Below are 13,995 nucleotides of genomic sequence, written 5' to 3' on the forward strand. Positions count from 1 at the left end.
GTCAGGCGGGCTGGGGCTTATTGAACCACAGGGCGTTGACGATCAGCCAGCGCTCGCCGAAGCGGCCCATGTGGAAGTAGTCGACGAACCACGGGGTCTCGACGCGCACCACGGCCGCGGTGCCGGTCACGTCGAGCACGCGCACGCTGCGATTCCACTGCTCCTTCGGGGTCTTGAGCGCGCCCTGGCGGGTCAGCTCGATGAGCTCGTCGGCGCTCATCCGGCGCAGCGGGAAGACCTCGCGCGCGGTCGGCCCTGCCCCCACGACGGCCCGCTTGGCCAGGTCGGGGTGCAGCGCGCGGGCGACTCGCTGGGGGTCGCCCTCGAGCTGGCCGTCGAGGTAGTCGTAGGCGACGGCCTCGATCGCTGCGCGCGTCCTGGCGTCGATGGTGGCGGGCACCGGCGCAGCCGAGGTCGAGGGCGAAGGCGCTGCGAGCTGGGACGGGGCGGCCTGGACGAGGAACGAGGCGAGGGCGAGGGCGAGGGACGACATGCAGGGTTCCGACAGAAGTCCGGGATGCTAGCCGAGTCGCGGCAGAGGGGCCGCGGGTCGCCCTCACGCTCGCACTGCGCAGGGAGAACGGGGCGGCCCGTTCGCTGCGCGGGCCTCGCGCGCGGTCGGAGCTGCTCCGCGGCAGAGGCGAGACGTCCGCGTCGGTGGTCCCAGGACGCGGACCTGTCCCCGACGCCAGGATGCCCGATTCATACGCGTTTCTCGGCCGCTCGAGGTCGGGTGAATCACTGGGCGGCGGGGCGTGAGGTCCGTGGATTCAGGGGCGGCGCCCGGCGCCACCTGTCGCGGGATTCAGGCTCGCCGCTGGAGCCTGTCTGTCGATTCAGGCGCCGCGTCCGAGGCGGCCTGTCCGTGGATTCAGGCGCCGCGCCGGGCGCGACCTGTCTTGAGAGACATGTCGCTCGCGCGGTGAAGTGCGGTCGTATTTTCGGGCCGCCGATTTCCTGTCCTCGGGGACATGTCACGCTACGGGCAGGCGCCGTCGACGGCGGCCGAGGCGGCGGCCGCTTGCTCGCGCCGGCGGGCGCGCGCCTCGCGGGCGATCCGCTCGGGCAAGAAGCTCAGCGTGATCGCCACCAGCATCAGCGACGCGGGCATCAGGAACACCAGGAACTCGAGGCGGTAGGCGAGCGGGACGGTGACCGCGGCGCCGGCGGCGAAGGCGGCGATCTTGCCGGCGCGCAGGGCCGCGTGGCGCCTGGCGTGGGCGCGCGCCTCGTCCTTGCAGAAGAACAGCTCGGCCAGGTGGATGCCGAGGTCGGTGGCGGGGCCGGTGAGGTGGGTGGTGCGGACCAGCAGGCCGGTGCTGGTGGCGATGGCGGCGTTCTGCAGGCCCATGGCGAAGCTGAGGATCGACAGCAGCAAGAAGTCGACCGGCTGGGTGACCGCGCCGCCGAAGTCGCCGAGCAGGCCGAGGTGCCCGCCCACGGCGGTGAACAGCACCAGGGAGAAGGCGATCCACAGCGGCGTGGCGAACCGGGGCCGCTTGCCCGCGTGCGCGCGGCCGTTGATGAGCAGGCCCGAGAGCATCGCGCCGGCGATGAAGCAGCCGAGCACGAGGGCGAAGTCGACGAACGGCATCAGGTGCACGACCTCCATGCCCAGCCGGGTGACGGTGCCTGTCACGTGCGTCACGTAGGTCTGGCAGGCGAGCAGCGCCGAGGCGTTCACGGCGCCGGCCGCGAAGGTGAACAGCAGCCAGCTCGGGGCGTGCCGGGGCGAGAAGATCGATTCGGGTCTGTAGAGGGTCAGCATCGTCCAGTTTCGTGTCTATGGAATGCGGAGAAGCCATTCCGGTTCACGCGGGCGGCAGGCTGCATTCGTGGCAGCCGTTCGCTCGCCTCGCATGATGCATGATCATAGTATAGTCGCGACACGATGAAATTCATCCACCTCTTGCAGAGCGCGGTAGGAATCGGCACTCCCACCCTCGCCATCGAGGGCGTCGTCGGGCCCGTGCGGGCCGGCGACGTCCTCCGCGGCACCCTCGTGCTGCACGGCGGGACCTACGAGGTGCCGATCGAGCGTGTCCTACTCCACTTCGACGAGCAACATCTCACGCACACGCTGCCCAGCGCCGCGGCGCCGCCGGACCGCCTGAGCCGGCGCCGCGTGGCCACGGTGGAGCTGCCCCTCGCGGCGCCGGTGCTGCGCCGCGGCGAGCGGATCGCGCGAGAATTCACGCTGCCGCTGCCCGCGGCGCTCGAACCGAGCGCAGGCCCGCGTGCCTACGCGCTCCTGGCCGAGGCGCCGATCGCCGGCGTCGACCCGCGCGCCGAACTCCCGCTCGACGTCGTGGCATGACCGCCGCGCCTCCGCCGCGGGCCTCGCCGGCTGCGCCGCGCGGCGCAGATCGGCGACGCTCTTCGACGTGAGCGAGCGCAGGCCGCCTCGCGTGATTGCAGCGGTCTTTTTTAAAGAGTGCGACAAATTCGGGTTCGTGGCGGAGGATGCGCCCGCACCCGGCCGGTCGTCGCGCCCGGGTCATCGTTGCAGTGATGTCATTGTTGCGAGGCCGTCATCGTTGCGGTGCCGTCATTCGTGCCGCCGTCGCGGGCGTGACGATGTCCGCGGCGACAGCCGGGCCCGAGCGGCCGCACGGGGCCGGCCGCCGCCGGTCGGCAGACGGGCCATCGGAGCGGCGCTGGGCGAGGGGTCGGGCCGGCCCGCGTCACGGATCGACCAGGGCGGCACGATCGTCCAAGAACGGCGCGGTCCTCCTCCCTAGATTCGCCGGGCGAGCCGCCGCGTGCGGCTCGTCAGGAGATGCCATGACCAGCCAAAAATTCGGGCTCGACGCGCTGCTCACCCCCGACAATTGCGTCCTCGTGTTGATCGATCACCAGCCGTTCCAGTTCGCCAACCTGAACAGCCATGATCCCGCGACGATCGTCAACAACGTCATCGGCCTGGCGAAGACGGCCAGGGCCTTCAAGGTGCCGACGATCTTGACCACGGTGCTCGAGGAGCGCGGCGGCTATCTGATCAAGGGGCTGCAGGACGTCTTCCCCGAGCAGAAGCCGATCGACCGCACGTTCATCAACACCTGGGAGGACGCGAGGGTCGTCGAGGCGGTCAAAGCGACCGGTCGCAAGAAGATCGTGATGGCCGCGCTGTGGACCGAGGTCTGCCTGGCGATGCCGGCGATCCACGCGCTCGGGGACGGCTACGAGGTCTACATCGTCACCGACGCGTCCGGCGGCGTGTCGCCGGAGGCCCACGAGATGGCGGTGCGTCGCATGGTCCAGGCCGGCGCAGCGCCGATCACCTGGATGGTGTTCGGCGCCGAATTGCAGCGCGACTGGGCCCGCGAGGCCAGTGTGCCGGCGCTCGCCGAGCTGCTGTCCGTCCACGGCGGCGGCACCGGCGTGGCCTTCGCGTGGGAGATGCAGCTGCTCCGCACCGGCGGCCGCGGCTAGCTCGCCGGGCGAGGCTCGACGCCGGCGCCCCGGATCAGCGTCCCCGCCGGGCGTGCGCCCGTCGCCACGCGCTCGGCGTGGTGCCGACGACGCGGCGAAACACGCGGGTGAGGTGCGACTGATCGACGAAGCCGAGCCGCAGGGCGATGTCGGCGAGCGGGACCTCGGCGCCGAGCAGCAGCTGCTGCGCCCGCTCGACCCGCGCGTTCAGCTGCCAGCGATGCGGCGGCACCCCGGTCGAGGCCTTGAACGCGCGGCTGAAGTGCGCCTGCGACATGCCGCCGAGCGCCGCGAGCTCGCGCAGGCCGACGGGGGCCGACAGGTGCTCCTGCATGTACGTGCACACCTCGCGGAGCTGCCGCGGCGTCAGGCCGCCCTTGCGGGAGGCGGGCGCTCGCACGCGGACCGCCCGCAGATACTCGACGAGGAGCGCGAGCACGAGGCTCTCGCCGTACAGCTGGCCGAACTCGCCGCCCCCCGTGACCTCGGCGGCGAGGAGCTCCGAGAGGGCGAAGATCCGCTCGTTCGACAGCCAGGGCCGCGGGGCGAGGTCGATGTCGTCGCGCAAGACCTCGCCGAGACGGTCCGACAGCTCGGCCGGGTCGAACAAGAGCGTCAGCTCGTGGGTGTAGGAGATCCGGTCGCTGTAGCCCCAGATCGGCATTCCACCGGGGGTCGAGGCGAGGTAGCGCGCGCCGGGGTTGCGGGGGACGCCGGGCCTTCGGGGCGCGGTCCTGGCCTCGCAGAAGCCTCCGACCTGCTGCAGGAGGACGGCGAGCCGGTGGCGCGGTCCGGTGAGCTCGACCATGACCCGGCCCTCGTCGACGGAGTAATAGTCGGTGGCTGCGACCTCGACGCCGCTCCACATCCGCCGCGCGGCGCGGATCGAGCGAATGCCCTCGACGACGGGTGACTTGCCGTGCACGACGTCGATGTTACTCCGGTCCGTCGCGGGCCCACCAGCGGGGGTCCAGAGGCGCGTCCGCGCCCGGCGCCGCGTCACCTCGACCCTCGCTCGCTCTCCGCCACGCCGGCCGCGGCGCTCGTCCGATCATAGGTCCTTCGAGACATGTCCTGAGGGGCATGTCAATCGAGGCCCCGCGCGAACGAGCGCACGCGGTCGCGGAACCAGGTCAGCGCCGGGTGGCGGGAGATCCGCCGGTGCCACACCATGGCGATGGCGAAGCCGGGCACGGGGACGGGGGGCTCGAGCAGCTGGAGGCGGTCGGCGCGGTCGCGGGCGAGGCGGGCGGGGACCAGCGCCGCCATGTCCGAGCGCGCGACGAGCTCGGGCACCATGAGGAACGAGGGCACGGACAGGACCACCCGGCGCTCGCGGCCGTGCGCGGCGAGGGCGAGGTCGGTGGGCCCGGTGAAGCCGCCGCCGCGCGGGCTCACCACCACGTGGTCGAGCGCGCACAGCAGGTCGAGGTCGACCGCGCCGGTCACCCGCGGGTGGTCGCGGCGGACGATGACGACGTAGCGCTCGTCGAGCACCTTCCGGCTGCGCAGCTGCTCGGGCGCGGTCTCGGGGGTGATGAGGCCGAGGTCGACCTCGCCGCGCTCCGCCTGCCCCGCGAGCTGGGCGTCGTCGAGGGCGCGCCAGGCCAGCCGCACGCCCGGGGCCTCGCGGCGGAGCTGAAACGCGAGCGGCATCAGCAGCGCGTATTGCATGTAGTCGGACGCGGCGATGGTGATCGTCAGCCGCGCGGTCGCCGGGTCGAAGCCGGCGCCGGCGGCGAGCACGGCCCGCACGCCCTCGAGCGCCTCGTGCAGCGGCGCCTGCAGCTCGAGCGCCCGCCGGGTCGGGGTCATGCCGCGCTGCGCGGGGATCAGCAGCGGATCGCCGAGGAGCTCGCGCAGCCGCTGGAGCTGGGCCGACAGCGCCGGCTGGCTGAGGTGCAGCCGCCGGGCGGCCCTCGTCACGTTGCGCTCGGCGAGCAGGGCGTCGAGCGCGACGAGCAGGTTGAGGTCGAGGCGGCTGCTATCCACCCAGATGATAGCAGCACACAAGCGCGGCGATTTCAACGCGGCGCCGGCGAGGCGTAGGTTTCGCGGCATGAAGATCCTCATCGTCCACGCGCACCCCGAGCCGCGCTCGCTCAACGGCTCGCTCCGCGATCGCATGGTCGCCACGTTGCACGCCGCCGGGCACGAGGTCGTCGTCTCCGATCTCTACGCGCAGGGCTGGAAGGCCACGCTCGACGGCGCCGACTTCCCGACCGAACCCCCGGGCGCGCGCCTCGACCTCATCGACGCGTCCCACCGCGCGTTCGCGGACGGCGCCCAGACGCCGGACGTCGCCGAGGAGCAGCGGCGCCTCCTGTGGGCCGACGCGGTCCTCCTGCAGTTCCCGCTGTGGTGGTTCTCGATGCCCGCGATCCTCAAGGGCTGGGTCGAGCGGGTGTACGCGCACGGCTTCGCCTACGGGGTCGGCGAGCACTCCGACCGGCGCTGGGGCGACCGCTACGGCGAGGGGGTGTTCGCGGGCAAGCGGGCGATGCTGGTGGTCACGACGGGCGGCTGGGCGGAGCATTATTTGGAGCGCGGGATCAACGGGCCGATCGACGACCTGCTGTTCCCGATCCAGCACGGCATCCTGTTCTATCCGGGCTTCTCGGTGCTCGAGCCGTTCGTGGTCTACCGCGCCGAGCGGACCGACGCGGCGCGCTTCGAGGCGATCACGGCCGACCTCGACCGCCGCCTCGCGGGGCTGTTCACCGAGGCGCCGATCGCCTACCGGCGGCAGAACGGCGGGGACTACGAGATCCCGTCGATGAAATTGAAGGAAGGGCTCGAGCGCGCGGGGCAGCAGGGCTTCCGCTTGCACCGGGCCTGAAGGGGGTATGCCGGCGTGAATGCACCGAGAGGGAGATTGTCGTCAGGGGGTGTGGCTGCATTCACGATACCGGCGAGCCCGAGCGACTCGACGCGGAGCTTCGCGGGTCGCAGGGGCGATGCTCGGTAGAGTGATGTCGATGGATGGAGGACCGCATTCACGTCGCGCCGATATGCCTCCGACCCGAGCGACTCGACGCCGAAGTGACGCCTCGCCTCGCAGGTCGGAGGGGAGGTCCTCGTCGGGGTGATGTTGAACACCCCCGTTTCAAAACCCGACAACCCCCTCGGGCAGCGCCTGTGCGAGGTCGTCGCGTGCAGCCGGCTGCGAGCGGGCGAAAAATTCGTCGGCGAGGCCAACCCAGGCGGAGCCGGCTCGCATAAGGATTGGGCGTGCACCCCGCTCCTGGCCCCGCGCCTGCCGAACCGGCCCCCAACGGGTGGCCCTGGAGCCTCCTCCGGGGCTTCCGCGGGGGCGACCGCGACGCGCTGACCGAGGTCTACCGGCTGCATGCGGCCGAGGTCGCCTGCTTCCTGCGCCAGGGCTTTCGCTTCCGCGCCGGCGACGCAGTGCACCGCTTCGTCGGCTTCGGCCGCGCCAGCGAGCTGCACGACGCGCTGCAGGAGACCTTCCGCCGCGCGTTCGAGCCGCGGGCGCGGTCGGGGTACGACGGCCTGCGGCCGTACGGGCCGTACCTGCGGGCGATCGCCCGCAACATCGTGCTCGCCGGCTTCCGCGGGCAGCAGGCCCGGTTCCCGCGGGTCGGGGGCGACGCGGTGGCGCTGCTCGAGGTCGAGGACACCTCGCCCGGGCCCGGCGATCCCGAGGCCGAGCTGCACGCCGCCCAGGTGCAGCGATTGGTGGCCGCGTTCCTGGAGGGGCTCGCCGCCGACGAGCGCGAGCTGCTGCGCCTGCGCTTCACCGAGGGCCTGTCCCAGCGCGAGGTGGCGGAGCGCCTCGGCGTCGGCCGGCAGGTCGTGCGCAGCCGCGAGGATCGCCTGCGCGCGCGCTTGCTCGAGCACCTCGACCGCCGCGGCGAGCGCGGCCTGATCGGTGTGCAGCGAGTGGTCCTGCTCGCCCTGGCCGAGGCGTGGCTCGCGGAGGTGCTGCGATGATTCGCCCGATCTGCGACCTCGAGAGCGGGAGCGGCGGAGTGCGCCGGCATCGGCGGCGATGTCTTGCTCGCGGAGGTGCTGCGATGACTCGCCCGATCTGCGACCTCGAGAGCGGGAGCGGCGGAGTGCGCCGGCATCGGCGGCGATGTCTTGCTCGCGGAGGTGCTGCGATGACTCGACCGATCTGCGACCTCGAGAGCGGGAGCGGCGGCGTGCGCCGGCATCGGCGGCGACGTCTTGCTCGCGGAGGTGCTGCGATGACTCGCCCGATCTGCGACCTCGAGAGCGGGGGCGGCGGAGTGCGCCGGCATCGTCGGCGACGTCTTGCTCGCGGAGGTGCTGCGATGACTCGACCGATCTGCGACCGCGAGCGCGGCCGCGGGGCGGCGAAGAGCGCCGGCATCGTCGGCGACGTCTCGGTTTCGGAGGTGCTGCCATGACCGCCCGCACGATCCGCGACCTCGTGCTCGGCCGGCTCGCGCCGCGGGCGCTTCCGCGGGCGCTCGCGGCCCTGCGCGGCGATCCCAAGGCGCGCGGGGCCTACGACGACGCAGTGCAGGCGCTCCGCTGCCTCGAGGGCCGCCCCGAAGAGGTCGCGCAGTTCGAGCTCGAGCTGGTCGAGGCGCGGCTGCTCGCCGACCTCGCCGCCGAGGCGCCGGCGCCGTGGTGGCGCGGCTGGCTGGCGTGGAGCGGCGGGCTCGCGGCCGTCGCGGCGGCGGTGCTGCTCGCAGTTCGGCTGTCCCCGAGGACATCCTCCGAAGACGGGTTCACCGCCCGCGGCCCGGACCACGGCGCCGCCCTGGCGATCCAGGCGCTGTGCGGCGCGCCGGGGCCCGATCAGGCGTTCGCGGCGGCGGCGGACTGCGGCGGCGGCGACGAGCTCGCGTTCGCGTTCCGCGGCGAGCCCGGGACCTGGCTGTCGCTGTTCGGCGTCGACGGCGAGGGCCGCGTCCTCTACTACGCCCCGACCCCGGACGACGAGGCAGTGCCGGTCGAGCGGCGTCGGTGGACGCCGGCGCCGTTCCGCGTCGCTCTGGCGGTCAACCACCGTCCGGGGCCGGTGCGGCTCTACGCGCTCACGTCGGCGCGCCCGCCCACCCTGGACGAGATCGATCGCCTCGCCGCGGCGCTGCGGACCGCGCCTGCGGCCGCCCCCGGCGACCCGCCGTGGCACGAGCGCGTGCCCGCGGGCGAGAGCCTGTGTCCCGACCCCGACGCCTGCGCGAGCGCCGAGGCCGTCTTCACCCTGCGCGAGTCCGGACGATGACCTCCGCGATCCTGCTCCTGTCCCTCGCCCTCGCGGCGCCCGCCGCCGGGGCCGCCGACTCCACCGCGACGACCGCGACCGCGACCTCGCCGGCCGCGCCCGCCCGGCGGTTCGCCCTCGTGATCGGCAGCAACGCCGCGCCCGACGAGCGCACCCCCGGCCTCCGCTTCGCCGACGACGACGCCGCCCGCGTGGCCGAGCTGCTGCGCGAAGCCGGGGTCGACGTCGAGCTGGTCGCCGAGTTCGACCAGGACACCCAGGCAGTGCACGGCGCCCAGGTCGCGGGTCTGCGCCCGCCCACCCGCGAGGGCGCGCTCCAGGCCCACGCCGCCCTGGTCGCGCGCATGAAGGCCGCGCGGGCCGCCGGGGCCGCCGTCGAGTACCTGGTGTACTTCTCCGGCCACGGCGACATCGGTCCCGACGGACAGGGCTTTCTGGCCATGTCCGAAGGGACACGTCTCACGCGCCACGACCTGTTCGCCGGGCTGCTCGCCGGCTCGCCGGCGGACTACAACCACCTGGTGCTCGACGCCTGCCAGAGCGAGGCGCTGGTGCTGTCGCGCGGGGGCTCGCGCGCCGGGTGGAAGTCCGACCGGGTCGAGGGCGACGGGCAGGCGGTCCAGAAGTACCTCGACGGGCTGCACCTCGACCGCTTCCCCAACACCGGGGTGCTGCTGGCCAGCTCGGCCGACCAGCAGACCCATGAGTGGGAGCGCTACCGCGGCGGGATCTTCACGCACGAGCTGCTGAGCGCGCTGCGCGGCGCGGGCGACGTGAACGGCGACGGCCGGCTCGAGTACTCCGAGGTAGGCGCCTTCGTGGCCGCCGCCAACAGCGGGGTCAAGGACCCGCGCGGGCGCCTGCGCGTGGTCGTCCGCCCGCCCCGCCGCGACGTCCGGCGCCCGCTGCTGGCGCACGAGCTCGGCGGTCAGCGCCTGCTGGTGTTCGCGGCCGGCGACGCCCACCGCTACACCGTCGAGGACAGCCGCGGGGTCCGCCTCGCCGACCTCCGCCGCAGCGGCGAGCTGCCCGGCTACCTGCGCCTGCCGCCCGGCGAGCTGTTCGTGGTCCGCGAGCGCGAGGCGGCCGGCGAGGGCGCCCAGGCAGGCGCGCAGCGGCCCGAGGAGGCGCGCGTGCCCGCCAATCAGTCGACCGCGATCGCGGCGGCGCGCCTGAAGTTCGCCGCCGCCGCCCGCGGGGAGCGCGGGGCGCTCGACCAGGCGCTGCGCGGCGGGCTCTTCACGGTCCCGTACGGCCGCGGCTACTACGTCGGCTACACCGATCGCACCGGCCTCCTGGCGGTCGAGCACGACCAGTGGGCCGGCGACGCGTGGCAGTCGGTCGAGGCGCGGGCCGAGCACGAAAGAATGGTCGGCCCGCCGCCGCCGCCGCCGCCCGTGACTCCGACGCCGACCGGCCCGCCCGAGGTCGAGTGGGAGGACAAGTACTGGAATGCGATGTCGGTCGGCGTGATCTTCTCGCCGTTCCGCGAGCCGGGGCCGGCGACGCTGGCCTCGGACCGCGTCACCGCGGACCAGAGCCGCGCCTGGGCCTCGCCGTTCCGCGGGCTCGACGTCCGCTACTACGCCTTCGAGCTCGGCGGCGACCGCTTCCCGCGCTTCTCGGGCTTCGTGCGCACCGGCTTCAACCGCGGCAGCGTGCAGTTCTCGCCGGCCGAGGGGGCGACCGGGTTCATGCCGACGCAGGCCCGGGAGCTCGACTACTTCGTGGTGCCGCTGTGGCTCGGCGGCAACTTCCACCTGTTCCGCAGGTTCCCGCTGCGCCCGTACGCCGGCTTCGGCTTCGGCTTCGACATCCTGCACGTCGACTACGCCCGCGAGGCCGCGGCGAACGTGGTGAACACCAGCGCGCGGATCGGCTTCGAGGTGCACGCCGGGCTCGAGGTGCGGATCTCGAACTACTTCTTCGCGTCGGCGCAGATCCAGCAACAATGGGCGGCGCGCAAGCGGCTGGCGGAGGTGCCGGACTTCTCGACCCAGGGGCTGTCGGTGATCACCTCGATCGGCTTCGGCTTCCCGATCAACAAGGCCAACGCCGCGCTGTACCAGCGCCGCCAGAAGCGGGCCCAGGAGCAGTACCAGCGCGAACAGCAGGCCGCCGCCGACCGGGCCCGTCGCGCCGCCGAGGCCTGGGAGGCGCGGCCGGTGCAGCCCGAGCTGCTGAGTCCGCGCCCCGCCGCTCCGCCGCTCGAAGGACCCCCGCCCGCGTCCGCGACCCCGGCGCTCGCCCCCATGGTCGCGCCGTCCGACTCGCCCGCGCCCGCAGCCCCGCCCTCGCCCTGACCGGAGACCGCCATGCGCCACCTTTTCTCGCCCGCTCCCGCCATCCGGCCGCGGTCCCGCGCCACCACGATGCGCCGCTCCTCGAACACCTGCGCCACCTGGCCGCGGTCTCACGACACTGCGATGCGTCCCTCGTCGATCGTCATGGGCCGCCTCTGCTCGCTCGCCTTCGCCGTCCTCGCCCTGGCCGGGTGCGCCGGTCACCCCGGGAGCTCGACCGTGCGGCCCGACGAGCCGCCGCAGACGCGCGCGCAATTCGAGGAGGTCCAGCAGCGCGCCGCCGCCGAGCAGCGCGTGCTGCTCGTCGTGACCGTCGGCACGACGTGCGAGCCGTGCGAACAGCTGCGCAGGAACGTCCTGCGCGACGCGGCGGTGGTCGAATGGTTCGGGCGCCGCGGCGCGGTGTTCGTGGTCGATGTGTCCCGCGACGTCGCGCTCCGGGAGGCGCTCGGCCTCGACGCCGCGCCGGTGCTGGTCGCGTACCGCGACGGCCAGGAGTTCGAGCGCAGCGCAGGCAACCGCCGGCCCGAGGAGCTGCTGCTGTGGCTGCAAGACGTCGACGAGGGCCGCACGTCGCTGGGACGTCTCAGTCAGATGCTGGTGTACGCCGGCCGCGAGCGCGACGCGGGCCTGCGCTTCGACTACGCGCAGGCGTTGATCCGCGCCCGCGCCTACGACGAGGCCGCGCGCGAGCTGGCGTGGTTGGACGATCACCTCGACGAGCTCGACGGCCGGGAGGCGGTCCCGGAGTCGACGCTCCGCTCGGCGATGGCCGAGGTGGAGCACGCCGCGCCGTCCACCTCGACCATTTTTGCGAGTCGCCGCCGTCTCGAGCGCCGTTGAGGGCAATCGAGGGAGAGGCGGCATTGCGGGCAGGCGGGTCTCTTTGAGATGAGTCGAGCTCGCGCTGCGATCGCGGAGCGCCGAGGTCGAGACTGAGCGATGGCTACCCGGGGCCGCTTGAGTTGAGCGGTCCACGCGGCGCGCGATGGCGGCCGCGCGGATGTGTTCGTTCGCGGCGATATCGATGTCGCGCGAGCGTCGGTGCCTGGCACGTGGTCTCGACCGAGGTCTCGCTCCGCCCGAGCGCGGGCGACAAGGAGGCGCTCGACGGTCTGCCAGCGGCCGCCGCCGAGGAGTTGCGAGAGCTGCTGTTCAGCTGGGACCAGCTCGGCCTCAAGCTGACGGTCGAGCCGCTCGCAGCCCTTCAGTCCGCCTCGAAGCACCCCGCCTCGGCCAGCGCGCCGACCCTTCGGCGGACCTCCGGCCCCTCCGCCCGGCGCAACAGAGACTCGAGCTGCCGCGTGCAGGCGAGGTGGGCATTGATCCCCTCCACGAACCACTGGCCCTGGTAGGTGTAGCCCCGCTCGACCCAGTGCTCGACCAGCGCCACGAGGTGCGGAACCGCCTCGACCCGCCCCTCTTCGGCGAGCCGGCGGGCCGACGCCTCGGCGTGCGCCTGCTCCCGCAGCAGGTCCCAGACGAGCCGACAGGTGACCGCATCGGCGATCGTCGGCAACGCGTGCTTCTCGGCGAAGTCGCCCACCTGGATCGGCGACAGCACCCGCGCCGCGACCTCGTCGTCCCTCAATGCGCGGGCAAAATCGGCGGCCGTCTGCAGCGCCGGGTCACGCAGCAGGTCGCTCAGGAAGAACTCCGCCGGCCCGGTCATACCCTCGTACCGCGCGATCTGGAAACCCATGCTTTCCCGCACCCCCTCGGCAAAGGCACGGTAGCGCTCGGGCGTGACCCCGGCGCCACGCGGCACCAGCACCACCGGCTGCTCGGCCCGCATGCCCAATTCGTCGTCCTGGTAGAGGGCCATGACCGCCGTCGCGGGCTCGCCGTCGTAGAAAGACAGCTGCACGAGGGCGCTCCAGCTCGACACGGCGGCCTCGACGCGCTCGGAGAAGACGTCGTGCAGGATTTCGAGGGCGGTCGCGGAGTCCATGGGCGCGGAGGGTACGACGATGCCTCCATTCCAGCCAAGCCCTCAGCCGAAGCCATCGATCCGGCACTTCCTTGGGCGTGCGCCGCTCTCCTCGACCGTGCGGTCGAGGCGGACGGCTCGGCCGAAAGGAGGCTCTCATCAGGTTCTGGGGGAGCGCCGCCGACGACATCGACGTCGTCGGGCGAAGTCACGCCGCTGATGCTGCCGGATAGTTCGAGCACTGCGGCGTCGTAGGAGCTCGACACGCGTGAGACCTGCCGTCAGTGCGGCAGGCGGGCGAGGGCCTGGTCGAGCTCGTGGTCGTTGGGCAGGGCGATCTCGAACTCGTGGCCGAGGACGCGGCGGAGCTCGTCGGTGGTGTCGAGGACGCGGCGCTCGGTCTCACCGCCCAAATGGTGGACGGCGAAGTTGCGGTTGCTCAGGGCGAGGCGGCGGTCGGGCAGGGCGCGCGCGGCCGACAGGCCGGTGCGGAAGTGCGAGGCCGGGTTGGTGGAGAGGAAGTAGTTGGTGACCTCGTAGTCGGGCTGCAGCTGCTCCTGCAGGTCGAAGCGGTACAGCGAGCGCCACTCGCCGCGGACGAGGGCCTGCATGCGGAAGTAGCCGCCCTCCTCGACCAGCCGGAACGGCTCGTGCGGGGTCGCTTGCTCGACGTCGGCGACCAGCCGCAGCACGCCGGTGAGGGTTATGCCGCCGAAGCCGACGTCGACGATGTGCGCCTGGCCGTCGAGCTCGACGCGCAGGAGCATGTGGCTGCGCGGGGTGATGCGGTCCTCGGGCTGATTCCACACCACGCGGGCCGCCAGCCCGCGGACCTGGTAGCCGAGCGCGCGCAGGACGTGCGACAGGAGCAGGTTGTGCTCGAAGCAGTAGCCGCCGCGGCCGGACCGCACGAGCTTCTGCTCGAGCCCCGCGAGGTCGAGCGCCGGCGTCCGCCCGACCAGCGGGTCGAGGTTCTCGAACGGGATCGCGGCCGCGTGGGCCCGCACGAGCGCGGCGAGCGTGGCGAGCGTGGGCTCGGTCGACCCGGAGTGGTCGATGCGCTGGAAGTAACGGGGGAGGTCGATCGCGTCGGTCACCGCCCGAATGTA

At 73.0% G+C, this 13,995-nt stretch carries 13 protein-coding genes; 7 read left to right on the forward strand and 6 right to left on the reverse strand.

Features of this window, described 5'->3' with window-relative positions:
* Window position 1: 1 nt before the first annotated feature.
* The gene (locus tag O0S08_RS06605; protein ID WP_269038160.1) at window positions 2-493 is read right to left on the reverse strand and encodes a nuclear transport factor 2 family protein; all 492 of its coding nucleotides are present in this window, start codon (window positions 491-493) and stop codon (window positions 2-4) included.
* Window positions 494-979: 486 nt separating this feature from the next.
* Window positions 980-1,768 (reverse strand): YoaK family protein, encoded by a 789-nt coding sequence (locus O0S08_RS06610; RefSeq protein ID WP_269038161.1) that lies wholly within the window; start codon window positions 1,766-1,768, stop codon window positions 980-982.
* 123 nt (window positions 1,769-1,891) lie between these two features.
* On the opposite strand from O0S08_RS06610, the gene O0S08_RS06615 reads away from it, so the two are divergent.
* Together O0S08_RS06615 and O0S08_RS06620 are read left to right on the forward strand one after the other, a co-directional pair.
* Window positions 1,892-2,317 (forward strand): hypothetical protein, encoded by a 426-nt coding sequence (locus tag O0S08_RS06615; protein WP_269038162.1) that lies wholly within the window; start codon window positions 1,892-1,894, stop codon window positions 2,315-2,317.
* 467 nt (window positions 2,318-2,784) lie between these two features.
* Window positions 2,785-3,432 carry a hydrolase gene (locus O0S08_RS06620; protein ID WP_269038163.1) on the forward strand — a complete coding sequence of 216 codons (648 nt, stop codon included), beginning with the start codon at window positions 2,785-2,787 and terminating at the stop codon, window positions 3,430-3,432.
* Between the two features lie 34 nt (window positions 3,433-3,466).
* On the opposite strand, the gene O0S08_RS06625 is transcribed toward O0S08_RS06620, so the two are convergent.
* Entirely contained in the window at window positions 3,467-4,357 is an 891-nt protein-coding gene (locus O0S08_RS06625; RefSeq protein WP_269038164.1) for an AraC family transcriptional regulator, read from the reverse strand.
* Between the two features lie 161 nt (window positions 4,358-4,518).
* Window positions 4,519-5,424: a LysR family transcriptional regulator gene (locus O0S08_RS06630; RefSeq protein WP_269038165.1), complete on the reverse strand. Its 906-nt coding sequence runs from the start codon at window positions 5,422-5,424 to the stop codon at window positions 4,519-4,521.
* A 67-nt stretch (window positions 5,425-5,491) separates the two neighbouring features.
* Between O0S08_RS06630 and O0S08_RS06635 the strand changes: the two genes are divergently transcribed.
* The 5 genes from O0S08_RS06635 (at window position 5,492) to O0S08_RS06655 (ending at window position 11,799) form a co-directional block, all read left to right on the forward strand.
* Window positions 5,492-6,271, forward strand: coding sequence for an NAD(P)H-dependent oxidoreductase (locus tag O0S08_RS06635; protein WP_269038166.1), 780 nt, complete (start codon window positions 5,492-5,494; stop codon window positions 6,269-6,271).
* 392 nt (window positions 6,272-6,663) lie between these two features.
* Window positions 6,664-7,386: an RNA polymerase sigma factor gene (locus O0S08_RS06640; RefSeq protein WP_269038167.1), complete on the forward strand. Its 723-nt coding sequence runs from the start codon at window positions 6,664-6,666 to the stop codon at window positions 7,384-7,386.
* Between the two features lie 436 nt (window positions 7,387-7,822).
* Window positions 7,823-8,653, forward strand: coding sequence for a hypothetical protein (locus tag O0S08_RS06645; protein WP_269038168.1), 831 nt, complete (start codon window positions 7,823-7,825; stop codon window positions 8,651-8,653).
* Window positions 8,650-10,956, forward strand: coding sequence for a caspase family protein (locus O0S08_RS06650; protein ID WP_269038169.1), 2,307 nt, complete (start codon window positions 8,650-8,652; stop codon window positions 10,954-10,956). Before O0S08_RS06645 ends, O0S08_RS06650 begins: the two co-directional genes overlap by 4 nt.
* Before the next feature lie 123 nt (window positions 10,957-11,079).
* Window positions 11,080-11,799, forward strand: coding sequence for a thioredoxin family protein (locus O0S08_RS06655; protein ID WP_269038170.1), 720 nt, complete (start codon window positions 11,080-11,082; stop codon window positions 11,797-11,799).
* 364 nt (window positions 11,800-12,163) lie between these two features.
* Here the strand turns inward: O0S08_RS06655 and O0S08_RS06660 are convergent, their stop codons facing one another.
* Together O0S08_RS06660 and O0S08_RS06665 are read right to left on the reverse strand one after the other, a co-directional pair.
* A complete protein-coding gene (locus tag O0S08_RS06660; protein ID WP_269038171.1) occupies window positions 12,164-12,907 on the reverse strand; it encodes a hypothetical protein in 744 nt (247 codons plus the stop codon).
* Between the two features lie 260 nt (window positions 12,908-13,167).
* On the reverse strand, window positions 13,168-13,983 hold the full coding sequence (locus O0S08_RS06665) for an arylamine N-acetyltransferase family protein (RefSeq protein ID WP_269038172.1): 816 nt from the start codon (window positions 13,981-13,983) through the stop codon (window positions 13,168-13,170).
* Window positions 13,984-13,995: the final 12 nt, after the last annotated feature.

Origin of the sequence: Nannocystis punicea, assembly GCF_026965555.1 — a bacterium.
In the GTDB taxonomy this organism is placed as follows: domain Bacteria; phylum Myxococcota_A; class Polyangia; order Nannocystales; family Nannocystaceae; genus Nannocystis; species Nannocystis punicea.

Coding starts and splice junctions, on each gene's coding strand:
- O0S08_RS06635 (WP_269038166.1), top strand. CDS start 5,492: ATGAAGATCCTCATCGTCCACGCGCACCCCGAGCCGCGCTCGCTCAAC.
- O0S08_RS06615 (WP_269038162.1), top strand. CDS start 1,892: ATGAAATTCATCCACCTCTTGCAGAGCGCGGTAGGAATCGGCACTCCC.
- O0S08_RS06645 (WP_269038168.1), top strand. CDS start 7,823: ATGACCGCCCGCACGATCCGCGACCTCGTGCTCGGCCGGCTCGCGCCG.
- O0S08_RS06610 (WP_269038161.1), bottom strand. CDS start 1,768: ATGCTGACCCTCTACAGACCCGAATCGATCTTCTCGCCCCGGCACGCC.
- O0S08_RS06620 (WP_269038163.1), top strand. CDS start 2,785: ATGACCAGCCAAAAATTCGGGCTCGACGCGCTGCTCACCCCCGACAAT.
- O0S08_RS06655 (WP_269038170.1), top strand. CDS start 11,080: ATGCGTCCCTCGTCGATCGTCATGGGCCGCCTCTGCTCGCTCGCCTTC.
- O0S08_RS06650 (WP_269038169.1), top strand. CDS start 8,650: ATGACCTCCGCGATCCTGCTCCTGTCCCTCGCCCTCGCGGCGCCCGCC.
- O0S08_RS06660 (WP_269038171.1), bottom strand. CDS start 12,907: ATGGACTCCGCGACCGCCCTCGAAATCCTGCACGACGTCTTCTCCGAG.
- O0S08_RS06605 (WP_269038160.1), bottom strand. CDS start 493: ATGTCGTCCCTCGCCCTCGCCCTCGCCTCGTTCCTCGTCCAGGCCGCC.